Source organism: Streptomyces durhamensis, assembly GCF_000725475.1.
GTDB classification, from domain to species: Bacteria; Actinomycetota; Actinomycetes; order Streptomycetales; family Streptomycetaceae; genus Streptomyces; species Streptomyces filipinensis.
The window spans coordinates 1-18,153 of record NZ_JNXR01000010.1; the positions used below are offsets into that span (position 1 = coordinate 1).

Sequence of the window (18,153 nt, forward strand, 5' to 3'; positions counted from 1 at the left end):
TTCCACTCGGCCAGGCGCCGCCAGCAGGTCATCCCGGAGCCGAAGCCCAGTTCCTGGGGCAGGTACTCCCACTGGATCCCGGTGTGCAGCACGAACAGGGCACAGCGCCTGCCGGTCCGGCACTCGCGGCTGGCCCGCGACCAGCTTCGGCCCCGGCTCGGGCAGCAACGGGTCAATGAGCGACCACAGTTCGTCCGACACGATCCACGGCCGCGACTGACGCTTCCCGGACTTCCCGCGCACGCCGGATCCGGCCGACCGGGCAAGTTACTTCGGACGGGTGCCAAGTGCGAGGTACACCTCTATATATGAACCGCCGCGTGAGCATCTCCGCCGCGACCAGCTGTCATGTGAGTGCTCTCAACCGATCCCGGTGGCGGTCGAGGCCACGGACAGGACCAGGGCACCGAGTGCGCCCACAACGCCGTGGAGCCGCAGCGTGCGCGAGTCATCACGCCGGCGGACATACAGCGCGGTGGCCCAGGCGAAGGCCAGACCACCGACGATGAACCACGGCCCCCACAGGTAGAGATACCAGCCGGTGAGCGCAGCCAGATCCGGCTCGACAGAGACGGCCCCGGCACCGACCAGCACACCGTGCACGACGAAGAGACCCCCGTGCCAAGTGAGCAGGGTGGCCGCGCCGCCACCGCAGAACACGGTCAGGCGGCCGATCCGCGAGCCCAGCGGTCGTGTCAGGCCGACACCGACCAGTGCACCGAAGAGCTTCAGGAAGCCGGTTGTCACCAGGACGGCCAGGAACCACGGCGCTCCGTCGTGAGCGAGCTTCACCAACGACGGCGACACCGTCGACCGCGCGCCGAAGGTGCTGCCCGTCGCCCAGACGAAACTGGGTACCGCGAACAAGAACCCCCATGCCGCAGCGGCGTATCCAGGCCCTTTGCTCAGATGAAGGCGGGCTGCCCGGCGCGGGACAGAACGCACCGTGCCGTCCGGTGAACGCGTGATCGACATGGCTCGATCATGGTCCGAGCCGCGACGAGGTGCCTCATCTCCAGGGAGGATCCGCCTCCCCCGCGAGAGCTACCTCGCGACGCGCCTGTTCTGCGCACGGTCCGACGGGCCCGATCCGTGGCGGCGCGGCCCGTGCATGCGTCCCGTCGGGTCGCACGACGCCGTGGGCACTCCACCGGCCCGGCACGTCGCACGGGCGCGTGCGGAAGCCGCTGCTACGGTCGGTCCACCTTCATCAGCCCGCCGGCCGTGTGCCTGCAGGGCCGACGAAGGCGTGACGGGACCAGCGTGCGATCACCTCACAGCCGTCCGATCGCGTGGGCGGCTGGGGTGTGGGGAGGCGGCGTATGCAGGTGGGGCTGCATGCCCTGGGCATCGGGTACGGGGCCCGCCCGGAGGTGGTCCGGGCGGTCGCGCAGGCCGCCGAGGCGCACGGATTCGCCCGGCTCTGGGCGGGTGAGCACGTTGTGCTGGTCGACTCACCGGTCTCGCGGTACCCCTACTCCGAGGACGGCCGCATCGCCGTTCCGCCCGACGCCGACTGGCTCGATCCTCTGCTGGCGTTGAGCTTCGCGGCGGCGGTGACCGAGACGATCGGTCTCGCCACAGGTGTGCTGCTGCTGCCCGAGCACCATCCTGTCGTGGTGGCCAAGCAGGCGGCGACGCTGGATGTGCTGTCGGCCGGGCGGCTCACCCTCGGGGTCGGCATCGGCTGGTCGGCCGACGAGTTCGCCGCGCTCGGCGTCCCGTTCGCGGGGCGTGGCCGGCGTACGGAGGAGTACCTCGCCGCGATGCGCACGGTGTGGCAGGAGGACGTGGCCACGTTCGAGGGTGACTTCACCCGTTTCCATGAGGTCCGGGTCAACCCGAAACCGGTGCGGGACCGGCGGATCCCCGTCGTGATGGGCGGTAACGGTGACGCGGCTCTGCGCCGGGCCGCGACGACCGCCGACGGGTGGTACGGCTTCAACCTCTCCGCGGCCCGGGCCCTGGAGCGTGTCCGCGTGCTGGCCGGGCACTGCGCCGAGCGGCACCGTCGCCTGGACGAACTGACCGTGGCGGTCGCCCTGACCGACGGTACCCCCGCCCTGCTGCCCGAGCTGGCACGAGCCGGTGTCACGGAGCTGGTCGTCGTCGGCGCACCGCCCGGCACACCGGACGAGGCCGGGCGCTGGGTCGCCCGTCTCGCCGGCCGGTGGATCAACCGCACCGGTGTCTGAGGGGTGGTGCGTCGACCGGTGTGGCGAGCGAGCACCGCCGGCCTTCGCTGAGGGCTTCAGTGTCGTCTGCGGTTGAGTACGCCGATCAGAGTGGCCAGATCGGCGGCCCCTGCGGGGTCGTCCGCATAGCGGGTGGTCTGGAGCGGGCCCACCTCTGGAAGGACGATGTCCTCACGGGCCAGGACGTGCACCAGGCACAGCAGGGCCGCACGGGCGTTGCCGTCGGTGAAGGGGTGGAAGAACGCCACGTCGAGGTAGACACGGGCCGCGCGGGCCGCGAGCGGCGTCTCCGGGTCGGTGGCCTCCCGCAGGCAGGCGGTGAAGTCGGCCTGGGTGCGGGCGGTCAGGCCGTATCGCTCGCTGCCGTTCTTCGCGTAGGCGTCGCCCCTACGGAACAACGCCCTTGCTGCGCCAAGGACTTCACACTGCCAGCGGGCCAGCAGCGCGAAGTCCAGCGGGGCGCGGTGTGCGGCATCGGCGCGGGCCAGGTCGTAGGCGGAGAGCAGGCGTTGGGCACGGATCGCGTCGCGGCGGTGGACGGGCCCTGCGCACCAAGCCCGGAACCCGTCCCGCGCGGGCCGTTCCCGCCGCAGGGCGGGGGCATGGCCCCAGTCGGTCTCGCGGCGCACGCGCAGCCAGGTCTCGAGGCTGTCAGTGGCGGTCATGGAACTCCTCCACGGCGCTCCACTCGCGGTGGTCCCGGTAGGGGGCACGGCCGGTGAGGCCGACGGCGAGGTCCTCACCGACCGATTCGATCAGCGTGTGCGCGGGAGTCACCCAGCTCTCGAACCGGCCGCCGATCGCGGCCTCCACCGCCTGACCTGCTTCGGCCTGGTCCATGCCGGTGGTGGTGAGGAACCAGCGCAGGACCAACGCCGCCTGCCCGTGCCAACCGCCTTCCGCGCCTGAGTCCAGCGCCAGTGTGACAAGCCGGACGCAGGCCCGCTCCAGATGCCAGCTGCGATCCCCGGGGGAGGCATCCGGTGGCGGCGCCAGTTCCGCGAAGCGCTGCGCCAGCCTTTCCAGCCAGGCCCGCCACTCGAGCAGCGCGGTGACGACGCGGGCCGCGGTCTCGTCGGGCGTGGTCACCGAGGTCACCGCGGTGACCCAGCTGCCGATGACCCCGCCGTACCGGTAGCACCAGTTCCATCCCTGGGCCCAGCTCCCGTAGCGCTCTCGGATGAGTGCGTCCACCTGGCGTTCACACCAGCGTTCGCCCTGCCACCGGCCTTCCCTGCCGGAGAGCACGGGTGGTACCCACTCGCGGACCAGCGCGCGGAGGTGAGCTTCTTCGTCCTCGTCCCAGGTGAAGGGGTGTCGGGACGGGTCGACGTCGTCCCAGTTCGTCAGCGGCCTGGCGCGGGGTACACGGTTCTCGGGGAAGGGCAGGGTGTCCAGGTTGTATGCCAGAGTCACACCGTTCTTCTGTTCGCTGCTGCGGGGCCATCAGTCTGGGTCGTCACAAACGGGTTGTCGAACGCTTTTCTGGACCGGGACACAGCCGGTCCGGCTGCCGGGCGAGGGCAGTCGGGCTGTGCCCGCGGGGCGACGAACGCACCGACGTGCCCGGCGACTTGGTCGGGCACCTCAAGGGGCGAGAGGCGGCCGGTGCCCTCCAGGACGGTCAGCGAAGCGGTCGGGATCAGGGGCAGCAGGTGATCGGTGACCACGGTCGGCGGGTCGACCTTGCCGTGGCCGCCCGCGAGAACGAGCACCGGCACCCCGATGTCCCCGACACCGGCTGACACGTCCTGGAGCAGGCCCTGGCCCGGCCACGCGAGACGGGGCCTGGTCGCCGGCGCGCAGACCGTCCTCGACCACCTGCCGGCGCAGCTCGGGGGGCAGTCCGCCGTGGGTCAGCATCAGGTCGATGCTCTGCAGGACCGCCTCCTCGTCGTCGTAGGCGTGGGAGACCGTCTCCCGCACCTGCTCGGTCACCCCGACCGGCGTGGGCGGCACAGGCGCCACCAAGACAACACCGGCCAGGCCCTCGGCTTTGCGTGCGGCCGGCATCTGCGGCTGGAAAGGCTCGTCTGATGGCTCTGCGCCGCGCCGATGTCGACGCCCGCTTCCCCGGACTCCTTGCAGCCGTACTGGCCGAAGGCAGGCGATAAGCACCTGGTCCTCCCCGTCGCCGCGCCCTGGGGTGGCATACACGGCCCCCGCCCCGACCCGCCCCAAGACCTGTCGGGGCCGGGGGTGAAGCGGGCGGCGCAGCGACGAGGACCGCCGCCGCAACAGCGTAGAACGAACAGACCCTGAAGGCTCATCCGACCGCAACAGCGCCCGGCCCGCGCCACACAGGGTCACCATGCCGGCAGCCCGGAACGCCGCCGTCGTCAGCGACCTCAAGCGGGCGTGGGAGGCGGGCGATATCGGTGCCCTCATCGGGGCGCCTGCGCCCGCACGCCACGGCTGCAGGGGAGACGGCCTGGAAGCGGTCGTCCGATCAGGCGTCGATCGGCTTGCGGTAGCGCACATACTCGCTCTTGCGCCGGAAGCCCACGCTCTCGTACAGATCGTAGGACCGGTGCGGATTCGCCGTTCCGGTGTACAGGCGGGCGGTCACCGCACTGTGCTCGCGGAGGCATCGCAGCCCGTCCAGGAGCAGGGCCCGCCCAAGTCCCAGCCGCCTCGATTCCGACCGCACGCTGAGTTCTTCGACTTCGCCCACGGTGCGGTCCTGGCGACGGATGGAGCACAAGGCGACGCCGGCCATGTGTTCACCGTCCCAGGCCGCCCGCCAACAGGTCGGGTCGGCCGTGGCAACGAATCTCTCGAACGTCCACTCCGGCGTGAAGGCGGCATCCGCATATGAATCTACGACCGTCTGCCAGGCCGCGCGGTAGCCGCTCGGCCCGACGGCCCCGATGCGGACGCGTTCTGGCACCTGCCCGCCCTCGGGTAGCCGCCGGAGATCGGGCAGTTGCAGCTCCACCAGGCTGAAGACACGCCGGTAGCCGCTTTCGAGCAGCAACGCCGTCGCGTCCTCTTCACAGGCCATGGCATTCGCGCCGAGCACGGCTGTCCGTGCCGTTCCCTGCTGCTGCACGAGCCGGCGGATGCGGTTTTCGGCCCAGGTGAGCATGGCCGAGCCGACGCCCCTGCCGCGGTGTCCCGGCAGCAGATGGCCACGGTGCAGGTACAACCATGTTCCGTCCCTCTCCTGCCACCACCTGATCGTCGAGTAGCCCACGACGCCACCGTTGTGCTCCACCAACACCTGGTTCTCGGACGGATCGTCCAGCGCGGCGCACGATTCCGCGATCTCCGTCGCTGTCGGAAGCCCCTCCACGACCGATCCGGGGTCGACTCGATCCCGCTCCGCACACCCGAGCCGCACCGCGGCCATCGCGCCGTGATCGGTGTGGCCACGGTAGGGCCGGAAGACATAGCCAGGCAGCCGCCCCGGCGTTGCACGGCCGCCGCCGCTGGTCACTCCCACATCAACCCTCTCCTGTCGTTGCGGGCTCTGTAAGATCCACCGCATGCCTTGGATACGACGGCGTGCGCGCGAGGCCCGGTCGGCCGAGGAGCGGCTGCCCGACCTCGCGTTCCTCGCCCTCGTGAAAGCGAGCCTTGAGGAGTACGCACCCGGTGTGACGCGGGGTGCCGGGCTCAAGGGTAATTCGCTGAGCAGCCCGCAGGGATGGGCGGTGGGCGTGGCTCCGCGCCGCCACGGGGGCGCCCGCCATTACGACCTCGTCGCGCTGCCGGACGTGAGTATCCAGCCGGACGTGCCGTGCTTCATGGACTGTGTCGTGACGATGTCCGGCGATCCCCGCAAGGCGGCCGACGCGTGGGTGCAGACGGCGGGCGCGTGCATGCTTGAACTCCTCGACCTGCGCGGGCGCTTCGCGGACCACGCCGGACCCGCTCACGAGCGCGGCGTTGCCGGCTGGCACTCGATCACCTCCGGCACGGTCGGCTTCGGGCTCGACACCGCCGAGAACCATCGCTTGCAGTCGGCTCTGCTCGACGCGAACGTGCTCCACCGCATCGCGGACACCTTCACCGCGGATCTGGAGTCGCCGTACTTCAGCGGGGTCAAGGTCTTCTACGGCGGGCGACCCGGCGCGATGAAGGTCGAGATCCGGGTCAACGGGGAGCGCCACGAAGCCGCCTCGGCCGCGATGACGACGCTGAACCTGCCCGAGCCGAGTGTGTTCACGGCAGTTCGCTACTACGCCCTGTTGCTCCCGGTGCCGGCTGCCGACGCGCAGACGAGCCACCCCGTGGGCGCGGCACTGAAGTGAGACGGTGACCTCACCGCAGGAAGATCCGTTACCGCTGGTCAACGAGGACGACCGCGAGGCGGCCGTGGAGCGCCTGCACAAGGCATACGCCGATGAGCGCATCTCGCACGAGGAGATGGACGAACGTCTCGACCTGGCGCTCGCCGCCAGGACGTCCAGCCAGCTCGCGTCGGCTCTGACCTCGCTCCCCCAGGAGCACCCGGGCACCACGTCGACGATCGCCGCCGCCAGCGGGCGGATCCGCCGACGCGGCGCCTGGCACGTGCCCCGGATCCTCAAGGTCCGGTCCGCCTACGGACGAGTGCGCCTGGATCTGTCCCGGGCGGTCATCGAGTATCCGGTCGTCGACATAGAGCTGGAGCTCGGAACCGGCGGGGCCAGGATCACGGTGCCACGCGACGCGGTCGTTGACGCCAAGGGTTTGCACACCGAGTGGAAGGACCTGCGCTACAGGGCCCCGCGGCGTTCCCGCTCCGGCGGGCCGAGGATTCGGATCTCTGGGAGCATGGGATTCGGACGGTTGAGGATCCGCCACGCCCGGCGTTGACGCCACGATCGCTCCACGGGCCGTATGGGGAAGAAGGCGCTGGTCGGGGGGAACTGTGGGCAGTCAGCTATCGGCTCTGATCGGCGTCACGCTGGGCGCGGCCTTGTCGTACCTGGTCACGATGTTGAACGATCGCGCACGCTGGCGGAGAGAGCAGGGAGCCCGGTGGGACGGGCTGCTCCTGCAGGCTTACAGCGACTACGGCCAGGCCATCAAGGAATGCGTGATCGCCTACCAGCGGCTCGCGGCCCAGCAAGGCCTGGCGCAGCATCCGACACCACGGGAACCCACGGCAGACGCGCTGGATCAGGCAGCGCGGGCGGAGGCGCGACGCACTGCCATGACCGAGCCCCTCCGGCTGCTGGCCGATCCAGCGACAGCCGCAGCCGTCCGCCGGCTGAACGAAGCGGTCTGGCAGCTGGAATGGATGGCCAGGGGCCGCCTCACAGCGGACGCAACCGCTTGGGACCAGGCGTACACGGGGTACAGAGACGCTGCCAGCGCATGAACGGCTGCGGTCGGCCAGGGCACGTCTTCCGAACTACGAAGTACCGGTCGAGCGCGGTGCTCCGAGACGCTGACCGAGGGTCGGGCGGGCGCCATCAGATAGGTTCTGGTCATGGTCGATGACTGGCGGATGGACCGGATCGGGAGTGCTCTGCGAGGTGAAAACCCGGCCGTGCTGCGGCGCTTGGACGCAGGATTCGCGGTGATCGGCGATGTGCAGTTCCTGCCGGGCTACTCGGTGCTCCTGGTGGACGACCCCAAGGTGGAGAGACTGTCGGAACTGCCCAAGGCCAGGCGGCTGTCGTTTCTGTCCGACATGGACACTCTCGGAGAAGCAGTCGAGCGAGTATCCCGTCGCATGGACGCAGCCTTCCGAAGGGTCAATCTGGAGATCCTGGGCAACACCGATGGGTTCCTGCATGCACACGTATGGCCGCGCTTTGGGTGGGAGCCAACCGACTTGGTCAGCAAGCCGGTGTGGCTGTATCCCCGTGACAGATGGACGGACGATCAGTTCGCGCTCGGTCCGCAGCATGACCCGCTGCGCAAGGCAATCGAGGAGGAGTTGGACCGTCTCCGCTCGGCGCACTGACGGCGAGCGACGAAGGAAATCGCCGGGGTCACTGGCGCGTCCGCGACGCATACGTGTCGGCTCCGGCGCTGTTGTCCCGACGGCCAGTTGGGCATCCCGCCACACCTCGTCGAGAGGTCCCGCTGCCGTGAACGGCGGAGTCTCTTCCGTGTTCCTGCGGCCGGACGCGGCGGCCACCTGCAGGGCCAGGGCCGCCGCCTCCTGCGAGGCGGCGGCCTTGATGCCGATTCAGCGTCGTCAGTTCCAGATACCGGTGATGTCGGAGGCGCTGGCCGCGGCCCCCGCGTGGGTCGTCAGGCCGGCCAGGTCCTCAAGGGTGCGCAGCGTGTCGTAGTGGTTGTAGTGCGTCGAGGTGGAGCTGCCCGGTGCGACGTGCGCGCCGTAGAACACGGTGGCGATGTGGTTGCTGTGCGAGCTGTCGTCCTCGTCGAAGGTGACGGCGAGGATGCTGTTGTGCGTCGTGGCCCAGGTGGCGTAGGCGCCGAGGTTGTTCTTCAGCCACGTGTCGCCCGTCGTGATGGAGCAGTCGTGCATGTCGTCGCACAGGTTCGGGACGACGAACGATTCCTTCGGCAGGGTCGTGTAGTCCGTCGGGAACTGCGCGAACGTGTGCGCCGTGTTCAGCGGGACGTTGTTGAAGGCGAACCACGGGTTGTGCTTCCGCGCGTACTTGGTGGCGGAGTTGGTGCACACCGTGGAGCCCTCGGAGGGCAGGCCCTCGTTGTAGCTGCCCCAGGTCCTGCCGGCGGCGATGAGCTCGGAGCCGAGGTTCGCGGCGCTGCTGAACTGCGGGGTGTAGCAGTTGTCGTTGGTGATGCCCTGGTTGTTGCCTGAGTACAGGTCCAGGTAGTTCGGCTGGCTGGGGTGGGTGATGGCGAACGAGTTGGTGAGGTTGCCGCCGCCGGCCTTCAGCGTGTTGTTCAGGTACGGGGCGCTCGTGCTGCCGATGACCTGCTCGTAGGAGTGGTTCTCGAACACCACCACGACCACGTGGTCGGGGGCGGGAAGCGCGGCGGCCTGCGCGGCCGGGGCGGCGACCCACACCCCGACCAGGGCGGCGGGGAGGGCGGTGACGAGGGGGAGCGCGCGGCGTGAGCGCTTGATGCGGGACAGCAAGGACACGGTGGACCTCCTGTGTGTGCGGAGAGCGGGGAGGTTGCCCACTGATCAGGTCCTTTCTGATCAGGCGGTAGGAGACTAGGGCGGCGGGGTCCGGGTCTTCAGGTGACGGGCAGTGAAGTCCCGCCGAACAGCCGTCGGTTGCCCAGGGCTCAGCGCTCCCCCGTGTTCACCTTCAGGAGGGTTGCCCTGGACGTCCGGGCCGTCGTCGCGGGGGGCGACGCGGATGCCACGGGCACGGTGATCCTTCAGCGCCGGTCCGCGCACAGCGCATGGTCGGTCAGGGTCTGCACCGCCTTGTTGAGCCGGTCCTCGTCGACGAGCGCGGTGGTCGACGTCACCGACACGGTCACCGCCCGTCGGCCGTCCGCGCTGACCGCCGGCCGCCCGTACACTCCGAAGCCATCACCCTCGTGCATGTAGAAGTCGCCCCCGCAGGTCAGAGGGACGACACGCAGTCCGAGTCCGTATCCGCCCTGCTTGCCCGCTGGAGGTACCGGCAGGTCGTTGTAGGGGAGCGTCTGCCGCATCAGCGCCCACTGCTTGGCGGGCAGCAGCCGGCCGCCGGCCAGGGCTCGGAAGAACGTGTCGAGGTCCGACGGTGTGCTCACCACCCCGGAGTCCGCGGTGTGCTGGAAACTCTCCTCGGTCAGGTCCACCGGTGCGCCGCCGGGCCCGTCGATGGTGACCCGCTCGTGGGGGCCGATCAGATACGGGTTCTCGCCGGGGATGTAGGTGTGCCGCAGCCCCAGCGGCGCGATGATCCGGTGCTCGACCAGTTCCCGCCAGTCCGCACCGCCTGCCTTCTCCGCGATCATCGCCGCGAGCAGGTAGTTGGTGTTGGAGTATGCCCACCGCCTCGGGGACCCGTTGGGCGGCGGGGTGAAGAGCGGGGCGTGTCGCATGGCTGTGGCGACGAGTTGGGACGGCGGGGTGGCGTCGTACCGGTTGTCGTCGAAGTGGTTCAGCAGCTTGTCCTGTACGCCGGGGTCGGTGATGTAGTCGTAGATCCCGCTGGTGTGCTGGAGCAGGTCGCGTACGGTGATCCGCGAGCCGTCGTTGCCATGTCCGCGGACCACGCCGGGCAGCCACCGTTCCACCGTGTCGTCCAGCGAAAGCCGTCCCTCTTCGGCGAGTTGGAGCACCACCACCGCCGTGAACGTCTTGGTCGTGCTTGCCACCCGGAACTCCGGGTCCCATGGCACGGGCGCGGTCGAGCCCACGCCCGCGGTCCCGTACCGCGCCCGCAGTACGGCGCCGTGCTCTTCATCCACCCGGGCCACCACGTTGACGTCACCCCCGGCGGCGGCCCGTACCGCTGCCAGATCCCGTCTCAGGTCCCCTGCCGCATAGCCGCCGCCTGTCGCCTGCGCTCCGGCGGGCAGATCCCCCACCCCGCAGGCCACGAGTGCCGCCATGCACGCCACGACCGCCGTACGCTTCCCCGTCATGCTGTCACCTCTGTGATCGGTCCGACGCTCTGCTGCCGGTGTCAGTCAACTCGCCGCCCCTGTTCCGGTCGAGGGAGCTGCCACCCGGCCGCCGGGTAGGGCTGGCCCCCGCGGCGCCACGCCTTCATGCAGGGCTTCGTGGTCCGCGTGCGACGAGTGGGCGGCCTTCGTCTTCGGGCAGGACGACGAGGTACGTCCAGGAGTCGTCTTGGACGCGGGCCAAACCTATCGTGGGGGCGGCGTCGAATGCCGTGCCGGCGTGCTCCGCGCCCTCGGTGAGGGTGCCGAGCTGTGCGTAGTGCTGGGACAGTGTCGCGGTCGGGCCACGCAGCCACAGGGCCACCCGCGCGCCCTTCTCAAGTGCGGCGAGGAGGTCGTCACGGGCGCTTCCGGCAACGGCGGTTCGGACGAGGTGGTGCAGTCGTTCCTGGGCGCTCGGCTGCAGCGGTGCGGCGGCGGCCCCTTGCCGGCAGCGTGGGCACGCCTGAGGGTCCTGGGACACGAACAGGTGCCGATAGCGAGTGATGTGACTCTCGGGGATGCCACAGAGCGTTCCGCTGTCCGTCATCGCGTGCTCGCCGGCCGGACCTCCGCGGCGCTCACCCGCGCCGAACCGGGCCGGCTGCCGCGCCGTGGCGAAGGACCAGTCTTCTTCAGGGCCCTGGATCATGGACACGAGCATGCCACGGACGCCGAGAGTTGTGGTCGGCGGTGCGGCGCGTATCGCCGGCGTGACCGGGCCGGGAAGCCCACCGAGGGGGGCTCGCCCCCCGGTGGGCCCGGTGTCAGGCGTCGAGGGCCTGGTACAGCGTGGTCCAGAAGTCGTGCATGAGCCGCACCGGATCCGGGACGGACGCCCCGACCTGGGTGAGCAGGATTCCGGTGAGCTGGTTCTCCGGGTCGGCGTAGGTCGAGGCGCCGCTTCCGCCGTCCCAGCCGAACTGGCCGATGGGCGCGTAGTCGCCGCGGTAGGTGCGCACCGCCATCCCGAAGCCCCAGCCGCCGTGCTGTCCTTGTCCGAAGGAGATGTGGACGTTGCGGGTGGCCAACTCCTGTCGGGCGGCTTGCTGTTCGGGCGTGAGCCGGTTCGTGGTCATCAGCTCGACGGCGGCCCGGGACAGGATCCGTTCGCCGCCGTGCATCCCGCCGTTGAGGAGCATCCGGAAGTAGGCGTGGTAGTCGTCCGCGGTGGAGTTCAGTCCACCGCCGCCGCTCTGGAACGCGGGAGGCGCGCTGTGGCGTCCCCCTTCGGCCTCGTCCCACACGAGGAACTCCCCGGTCTGCGGGTCGGGGGCGTACAGCGGCGGCAGCCGGTCCATCTGGTCGCCGGGCACGTGGAAACCGGTGTCCTTCATCCCCAGCGGGTCGAAGATGCGCTCGCGCAGGAACGACTCGTACGACTGGCCCGTGACCCGGGCGACGAGCACGCCGAGCAGGTCGCTGGCGATGTGGTACTGCCAGCGTTCTCCGGGCTGGTGCATCAGCGGAAGTTCGCCCAGGCGGCGCAGCCACTCGTCCGGCTCGGGCATCGGTGTGGGCAGGTTGGGCGTGAGCCCCTGCTCGAAGACCACGCCCATGATCGGAGTGCCCAGCGACGTCATGTCCATCCCGAGCCCGAACGTGGAGGTCAGCACGTCTCGTACGGTGATCGGCCGCCGCGCCGGCACGGTGTCGTCCAGCGGGCCGTCGATCCGCTTGAGCACCTGGCGGTCGGCGAGTTCGGGCAGCCACTCCTGCACCGGGTCGTCGAGGCGGAGCCTGCACTCGTCGAGCAGCACCATCGCCGCCGAGACCGCGACCGGCTTGGACGTCGAGGCCATGCGGAAGATCGTGTCCCGGCGCATCGGCGCGCCGCCGTCATGGCGCATCGTGCCGATCGCTTCGACGTGCGTCTCACCGCCCCGGCCGAACAGCGCGACGACACCGGGAATCCTCCCGGACTCGACATGCCGTGCCAGCACGTCGCGCACTCTCTGCAGCCCCTTCGTGGAGAAGTCGCCGCGCCGGCCGGTGAGGGTGGTGGACATGGTGGTGTGCTCCTTCTGTCGAACGGACTGAGGGTGAAATGCGGTCTTGTGGGCGCCGGGGATACCGGAGTGCCCAGATCGGACGAGCGGGCTGTCAGCAGCCGAGCCGGTCGGCGATCACATCCAGCACTTGGCGCAGATCGCGTGCCATGCGGGCGCGCAGGCCGATTTCCGCGATCCCGGCCGCGAACCCCGGATGCTCGGGGTGGACGCGGTGGACGCGATGCGTCACCCAGGTGCCTTCCGGGCAGGCGGTGACGGTGTGCACCCCGGCGTACCAGCTCTGCACCGCCACCCTGGACCGGGCCCGGTCCACCTGGATCCGCACCGGCTCCAGCGGACCGTCGAGCTCCGCGTGGTAGACGCCGGTGCCGGACCCGGCCACGGCGGTCATCGCTCCCTGCCGAGCCGCCGAAGCTCTGGCCAGCACCAGCAGGTTGTCATCGCCGACCCGCCCCTCGGCGACGGTGAGCAGAAAAGGGGCGACCGCTGCGACGGGCGCGGCGAGCGTCCCTCGCACTTCCCACCGGGCGGGCAGCGCGTCCAGTTCGGCGAGCAGGGAAGGCGTTGTGTTCATGACGAACAGCCTCCACGCGGCGGCCTGTCCTGGACCACCCATGCCGCGCCTTCCGGGACACGGGACATCCCTCCGACACCCGGCTGACCTGCGCTGTCACTCCAGCGGACGGCTGCTGCGCGGGTGTCCCGGGACGGGACGGGACACCCGCGTCACTCCTGGGACAGGTTCAGGACACCCGTGCCAGACCCGCACGCCCCGCCGACACCAGATAGGTGAGGCCGTTCGCGGTGGAGATCTCCAGCGCCGCCCGGAAGTGCCGCGCCGCCGTGTCCGGATCGCCCGTGGCCAGACAGGCCTGCGCGTACGGCAGCAGGCTGCGCACCATCCGGTGCGGCTCACCGGCCCGTTCGAGGATCCGCATGGCCTCGGAGTGCCGGGCCGTCGCCTCCTCGGTGCGACCGAGATGGCGCAGGGCGACGGCGGTGTCCGTGAGGCTGGCCGCCTCGAAGACCGGATGGCGGGTCGCCCGGTTGAGCGCGACGGCCCGCTCGGCGAGGCCGAGGGCGGTCTCGGCGTCACCGAGGCCGAGTGCCGCCCGTCCGAGCACGTCCAGGCACATGCGCTCCTTTTGCCGGTCCAGCCCGCGCGCGGTCTCGATCACCTGCGAGACGACCTCGCGGGCCTCGCCGTACTTGCCCGACTGCACCAGGGCCTGGCCGAGACAGGCACGCACGCGCACGCCGGCGGCGGCCTCTCCAGGGGGCAGCAGTACGGCCACTTGGCGCAGGAGTTCGACGGCGCCTTCGGCGTCGTCGGCGTACAGCCGCATCTCCGCCAGCTGTTCGAGGGTGATGGCCTCGCCGACGACGTCGCCCTCCGCGGTCATCAGCACGCGGGCCGCCTCGAGCTCCGGCACCGCCTCCTCCAGCCGGCCTTCGCGCATCAGCGAAGCGCCCAGCAGGTACCGGTGCGAGGCCAGCATGCGGCGCTCGCCGAGCCGCTCGGCGGCGGCCATGCTGACTTCGAGCCCCCGGCGCAGCTGCGCCATGCCGCCGCGTCGCGCGTGGGAGATCAACGCAAGCTGTCCGAGCCCGACCGCCGGCGCGTCGATGCGCAGCTGAACGGCGAGCGAGAACGTCGCGGTGAGGTTGGACCACTCCGTGTCCATCCAGTCGACGGCCGCGTCGTGGTCGGCGAGGTCGGGAAGCGCGGGAGGTGGCTGCGACACGATGACCGGCAGGGAGATGACGACCTCGACCAGCTTTTTCACGGCCAGCATGCCGCTGAGGTAGTAGTCGCCCAGCCGGGCGATCGCCGGTACCGGGTCGGCTGCGGCGTCGTCGGCGCGGGCGGCCTGCCGCAGCAGGTCGTGCATCCGGTAGCGGCCCGCCGCCGGCTCCTGGAGCAGATGGACGTCGACCAGGTCCTCAAGCAGGGAACGGGCGTTGGCCAGCGGAATCCCGGCCAGGGCGGCCGCACCGTACGCGTCGATGTCCTCTCCCGGCACCAGCCCCAGCAGCCCGAACATCCGCCGCTGGGCCGGGTCGAGCTGCCGTAGCGACATCTCGAACACGTCCGACACCGCCAGCTCGCCCTCGCGCATCCGTTCCACCAGGGTGTCCAGCGTCCACGCGGGCCGGTGCCGCAGACGTGCGGCGGCCACCCGGATGGCCAGCGGCAGGTTCCCACAGCGGCGCAGCACCTCGCCGACGTCACCGGGCCGGGCCCCGCCCGCGGATGCGACGAACAGCTCCGCCGCCTCCTCGGTCGGCAGGACGTCCAGTGAGATCGGCTGCACGCCGTCCAGCTCCACCATCCGGCGACGACTGGTGATCACGACGAAGCACCGGCCTGCGCCGGGCAGCAGATCGCGCACGTGACCGGCGTCGGCGGCGTTGTCCAGCAGGACGATCGCGCGCCGCGTCGCCAGCTCCGACCGCCACAGCGCGGCGCGCTCGGTGACCCCGTCGGGAATCCTGCCGGGTGGCAGCCCGAGCGCGGCCAGCAGCACACGCAGCGCCTCTGCGGGCTCGACCCGCTCCCGGCCCGGAGTGAACCCGTGCAGGTCCAGATAGAGCTGGCCACCGGGGAAGTCGGCGGTCAGCAGATGCGCGGCGTGTACGGCCAACGCGGACTTACCCACCCCGCCCATGCCGTCGATCGCCACCACCGACGAGTTGCGGGCGGCGCCGAGCAGGGCGTGCAACTCCGCCCGGCGCCCGGTGAAGGCGGTGATGTCGTGGGGCAGGTCATTGCGCACGGGCGGAGGGGCAACCGTGTTCGTCTGGGGCCCGTCCTTGGCCCGCTCCCACACCTCACGCAGGGGCCTGGGGTCACGACCGGCTGCCTTGCACAGCGCCACCACCGTCGGCCAGGGTGGAACGGCCTGGCCGGAGAAATAGCGCGACAGCGAGGAACTGCTGACGTGGATGTCTCGGGCGAGCTCGCGCAGGCTCCGTCCGGTCAGGTCACGCAGCTGTCCCAGCCGCCCCGCCAACTCCTCGCGCACCCTTGCCCCCTTGTGTCCAGCTTCCCGCGCTGATCCTAGATGCAGTGAAGTGGGCCAAGGCTGGGCGGAGGGCGGCCGCGCGCAGCTCGCGGGCGTTCCCCTGCGTCGGGGAAGCCGGCCCGGCGCAGGTCGGCCAAGGAGTCACTGTCAGTAACGCTGAGCCTTCGCCAGAAACGGCGTCAGCTTCGGTTCCGGTGGCTCGTGGCTGAAGGCGATCGACTGTTCCTTCTTCCCGGGCTGGAGATGTTCCGCGCCGACGTACCGTGTCTCGATCACCTTGCCGTGCGCGTTCTTGAAGTCGATCTGCACGGCGTAGGAGGCTTCGCTACCGGTCTTGTTGGTGATCGTGACCAGGGCGGCGAGCACTCCGCCGGTCTGAGCTCGCGGCATGCCCGTCATGGAGACCTCGGAGAGCGCGTTGCCTCGGCCCTGGACGTTCTTCAGTTCCTTTTCCGCTGCCGCGCTTCTGCGCTGGGTCGCGGCGTCCACCGATGCCTCGAACTCGGAGGCGCGTGCCGACGCGGACGACGCCGCCGCGGATGCGGAGGCCCGGGCCGAGCTGACAGCCGCGGAGGCCGAGGAAGCCAGCGCCGACGGCGGCGTACCCGAGAAGGATGAGGCATTCGGCGTACTCGGAGGGCTCGGCTGGGGTGAGGTACCGGCGTTGTTACCGGTTCCGCTGCCGCAGCCGGCGAGTGCGCCGGCGAGGAGAGAACCGCCGAGGGCACTGCCCAGCAGGATCCAGCGCCGGCGCCTCGCAGAGCCTGGGAGTCGTCTCACGGACATGCTGCCGTCCAAGGGAGTGATGGTTCTGTTCTCCCATCGTCGGGGCCGGGTTCGCCGCCCGCGACTTGAGCAGCCGGGCGCTGCGCGCCTGCGGCAGGGGCCGCTGGAGATCCGGCCCGGGGCTCACAGGGTGCCTTGGGCGAGCGGGTACGCCTGCGGTGGGTGAAGCTGAAGGGGTGAGTATCAGGAGCGAGCGCCCGGTGAGTGCTGAGCGGATCTACGCCGCGCTGGCCGCTCTGGCGGCTGAGCCGGCGGCAGACCCGCAGAAACGACCCGCTGGGCCGCAGGAAGAGGACCGCCTGTACCTGCTGGGCAGTCTGCTGGCGAAAACGGAGCTCGAGATCACCGCGGCGACCCGTCTGTCCGAGGAGGAGGAGATCGAGGACGTCCTTGAGACGTTGCACGGCTGGGGGGAGCAGCTGGGAGGGGATGCCGACATCGCGGTCAACGTCCTGACGAACAGGCTGCAGCGCACCGCGCTGCAGGTCTCCGAACCCGAGGAGGAAGAGCTGCCACCCGGCCGGGAGGCCGCCTTCGCCGCCGTCATGACAGCGGTGTACGCGCTCAGCGCCCAGCTGCACGCCGAACGCGGCGACACGGAGGGCACCCGGCGTGCTCTGAGCGGGGCGGAAGAAGCCCTCATCGACATCCTCCAGGGCATGCACGACCTGCGCGTCGCCATCGGTGACGCACCAGGGCCGGAGGAGGAGGAAGCCGATGGGTGACCGGCTCGGCACCTGACCAGCGTGCTGCTCAGGTGGGGAGTCGCCGCACCGGGTGCTATGGGGTGAGGCGGTGCGCGTTGTCTGCCGTGTGGTTTCGAGGGAGCCGTGCAGTTCCCTCTGCCACAGGGCCTCGCACGCTGGTCCAGGCCCTGGAGCAGATGGCGACGGTAGGTGCGTACGGAAGGCCGATACGGCGGGCGGCGGCCTCCTGGGTGGGCGCGCCGGAGAAGTAGCCCGCCGTCAGGGCCTCGCGGGCCCTCACTGCGCGCGGGTCACGGGCGAGGTCGTCGACGGCCCCGCGCAGCGGAGCGCGCAATTCCTCGACGGATCGCTGAGGTCGGCGGCGAGACGGGCGCGCATCAGGGCACAGGCGGCGAAGGCACGGGCGTTGCGCCAGTGGGTCAGCGCTTCACGCACGGCCTGGCCGAACGCGGTACGAGAGAAGGCCGGCGGCCCGGGCGGGGCGGGGATCTCGGGGGCCGATATGAAGCGGCCGAGCCAGACCTCGACGGGGACCTGGCGCCAGTCGACGCTGAACAGACCGTAGGTGTGGTCACCGACGCGCGGTCGCGCACCGGTGTCGCTGAGGGTGCCCCTGACGCGTTCGGCCCAGGTCCCGGCATCCCGTCAGACGGCGGAGCCGTAGGCGCGGCCGCGGGCGCGGGCGGACTCCGCCTGGGCGCGGGAGCTGCTCAGGTCGATGACGCGCGAGGGGATCTGGTAGCGCGCGGGGTCGACCGAGAAGCGGCTTATGCCGATGCGTTCGCCGGGGCACACCGGTCAAGTGGCGTCGGTGTGCTCCCACCTGCGGCGACGACGGGATCGGTGGCCAGGTCCTGGGGTCGGGTGGGGCCGGCAGGGCGAGCCGGGCCGTGAACGCCATGATGCGGCCGGTGCTGACGAGACGGTAGACGCTGAA

At 70.6% G+C, this 18,153-nt stretch carries 20 protein-coding genes and 1 pseudogene; 6 read left to right on the forward strand and 15 right to left on the reverse strand.

All coding sequences use genetic code 11. The features are described from left to right. Together IO33_RS52425 and IO33_RS0115955 are read right to left on the reverse strand one after the other, a co-directional pair. Positions 1-189: pseudogene (locus tag IO33_RS52425) on the reverse strand (transposase); the annotation flags it as partial. Between the two features lie 171 nt (positions 190-360). Then, on the reverse strand, positions 361-975 hold the full coding sequence (locus IO33_RS0115955; protein ID WP_031165188.1) for a DUF3995 domain-containing protein: 615 nt from the start codon (positions 973-975) through the stop codon (positions 361-363). A 347-nt stretch (positions 976-1,322) separates the two neighbouring features. On the opposite strand from IO33_RS0115955, the gene IO33_RS0115960 reads away from it, so the two are divergent. Next, positions 1,323-2,195: an LLM class F420-dependent oxidoreductase gene (locus IO33_RS0115960; RefSeq protein WP_031165190.1), complete on the forward strand. Its 873-nt coding sequence runs from the start codon at positions 1,323-1,325 to the stop codon at positions 2,193-2,195. 56 nt (positions 2,196-2,251) lie between these two features. Here IO33_RS0115960 and IO33_RS47365 read toward each other — a convergent pair whose 3' ends face one another. From IO33_RS47365 to IO33_RS0115985, 4 genes are all read right to left on the reverse strand, one after another. Further along, positions 2,252-2,860, reverse strand: a complete 609-nt coding sequence (locus IO33_RS47365) for a Fic family protein (RefSeq protein ID WP_078963674.1) — start codon at positions 2,858-2,860, stop codon at positions 2,252-2,254. Beyond that, complete coding sequence (locus tag IO33_RS0115970; RefSeq protein WP_245235801.1) at positions 2,847-3,611, reverse strand: hypothetical protein; 765 nt, start codon at positions 3,609-3,611, stop codon at positions 2,847-2,849. Before IO33_RS0115970 ends, IO33_RS47365 begins: the two co-directional genes overlap by 14 nt. Continuing rightward, complete coding sequence (locus IO33_RS52430; RefSeq protein ID WP_245235802.1) at positions 3,608-3,916, reverse strand: alpha/beta fold hydrolase; 309 nt, start codon at positions 3,914-3,916, stop codon at positions 3,608-3,610. The genes IO33_RS0115970 and IO33_RS52430 overlap by 4 nt, the downstream gene beginning before the upstream one ends. A gap of 728 nt (positions 3,917-4,644) precedes the next feature. After that, positions 4,645-5,640 (reverse strand): GNAT family N-acetyltransferase, encoded by a 996-nt coding sequence (locus IO33_RS0115985; RefSeq protein ID WP_031165202.1) that lies wholly within the window; start codon positions 5,638-5,640, stop codon positions 4,645-4,647. Between the two features lie 43 nt (positions 5,641-5,683). Between IO33_RS0115985 and IO33_RS0115990 the strand changes: the two genes are divergently transcribed. The 4 genes from IO33_RS0115990 to IO33_RS0116005 all read left to right on the forward strand — a co-directional run bounded on the left by IO33_RS0115990 (position 5,684) and on the right by IO33_RS0116005 (position 8,097). After that, on the forward strand, positions 5,684-6,451 hold the full coding sequence (locus IO33_RS0115990; protein WP_157857857.1) for a DUF6348 family protein: 768 nt from the start codon (positions 5,684-5,686) through the stop codon (positions 6,449-6,451). Positions 6,452-6,455: 4 nt separating this feature from the next. Further along, the gene (locus IO33_RS0115995) at positions 6,456-6,998 is read left to right on the forward strand and encodes a DUF1707 SHOCT-like domain-containing protein (RefSeq protein WP_031165207.1); all 543 of its coding nucleotides are present in this window, start codon (positions 6,456-6,458) and stop codon (positions 6,996-6,998) included. Positions 6,999-7,053: 55 nt separating this feature from the next. After that, positions 7,054-7,506: a hypothetical protein gene (locus tag IO33_RS0116000; protein ID WP_051926786.1), complete on the forward strand. Its 453-nt coding sequence runs from the start codon at positions 7,054-7,056 to the stop codon at positions 7,504-7,506. 111 nt (positions 7,507-7,617) lie between these two features. Further along, positions 7,618-8,097 carry an HIT family protein gene (locus IO33_RS0116005; RefSeq protein WP_031165213.1) on the forward strand — a complete coding sequence of 160 codons (480 nt, stop codon included), beginning with the start codon at positions 7,618-7,620 and terminating at the stop codon, positions 8,095-8,097. A gap of 237 nt (positions 8,098-8,334) precedes the next feature. Here the strand turns inward: IO33_RS0116005 and IO33_RS0116010 are convergent, their stop codons facing one another. From IO33_RS0116010 to IO33_RS0116040, 7 genes are all read right to left on the reverse strand, one after another. Beyond that, positions 8,335-9,219 carry an alkaline phosphatase family protein gene (locus IO33_RS0116010; RefSeq protein WP_031165214.1) on the reverse strand — a complete coding sequence of 295 codons (885 nt, stop codon included), beginning with the start codon at positions 9,217-9,219 and terminating at the stop codon, positions 8,335-8,337. 245 nt (positions 9,220-9,464) lie between these two features. After that, entirely contained in the window at positions 9,465-10,667 is a 1,203-nt protein-coding gene (locus IO33_RS0116015; protein WP_037685512.1) for a serine hydrolase domain-containing protein, read from the reverse strand. Between the two features lie 124 nt (positions 10,668-10,791). Next, the gene (locus IO33_RS0116020; protein ID WP_157857858.1) at positions 10,792-11,337 is read right to left on the reverse strand and encodes a hypothetical protein; all 546 of its coding nucleotides are present in this window, start codon (positions 11,335-11,337) and stop codon (positions 10,792-10,794) included. A 115-nt stretch (positions 11,338-11,452) separates the two neighbouring features. After that, complete coding sequence (locus tag IO33_RS0116025; RefSeq protein WP_031165220.1) at positions 11,453-12,694, reverse strand: serine hydrolase domain-containing protein; 1,242 nt, start codon at positions 12,692-12,694, stop codon at positions 11,453-11,455. 94 nt (positions 12,695-12,788) lie between these two features. Further along, on the reverse strand, positions 12,789-13,271 hold the full coding sequence (locus IO33_RS0116030) for a hypothetical protein (RefSeq protein ID WP_031165223.1): 483 nt from the start codon (positions 13,269-13,271) through the stop codon (positions 12,789-12,791). 169 nt (positions 13,272-13,440) lie between these two features. After that, positions 13,441-15,723, reverse strand: coding sequence for an ATP-binding protein (locus IO33_RS0116035; protein WP_031165225.1), 2,283 nt, complete (start codon positions 15,721-15,723; stop codon positions 13,441-13,443). Between the two features lie 147 nt (positions 15,724-15,870). Beyond that, the gene (locus IO33_RS0116040) at positions 15,871-16,521 is read right to left on the reverse strand and encodes a hypothetical protein (RefSeq protein ID WP_245235803.1); all 651 of its coding nucleotides are present in this window, start codon (positions 16,519-16,521) and stop codon (positions 15,871-15,873) included. Positions 16,522-16,709: 188 nt separating this feature from the next. On the opposite strand from IO33_RS0116040, the gene IO33_RS0116045 reads away from it, so the two are divergent. Further along, positions 16,710-17,234, forward strand: coding sequence for a hypothetical protein (locus IO33_RS0116045; RefSeq protein WP_031165230.1), 525 nt, complete (start codon positions 16,710-16,712; stop codon positions 17,232-17,234). Between the two features lie 258 nt (positions 17,235-17,492). Here the strand turns inward: IO33_RS0116045 and IO33_RS50425 are convergent, their stop codons facing one another. Next, complete coding sequence (locus tag IO33_RS50425; protein WP_157857859.1) at positions 17,493-17,651, reverse strand: hypothetical protein; 159 nt, start codon at positions 17,649-17,651, stop codon at positions 17,493-17,495. 210 nt (positions 17,652-17,861) lie between these two features. Continuing rightward, entirely contained in the window at positions 17,862-18,011 is a 150-nt protein-coding gene (locus IO33_RS50430; protein ID WP_157857860.1) for a hypothetical protein, read from the reverse strand. Positions 18,012-18,153: the final 142 nt, after the last annotated feature.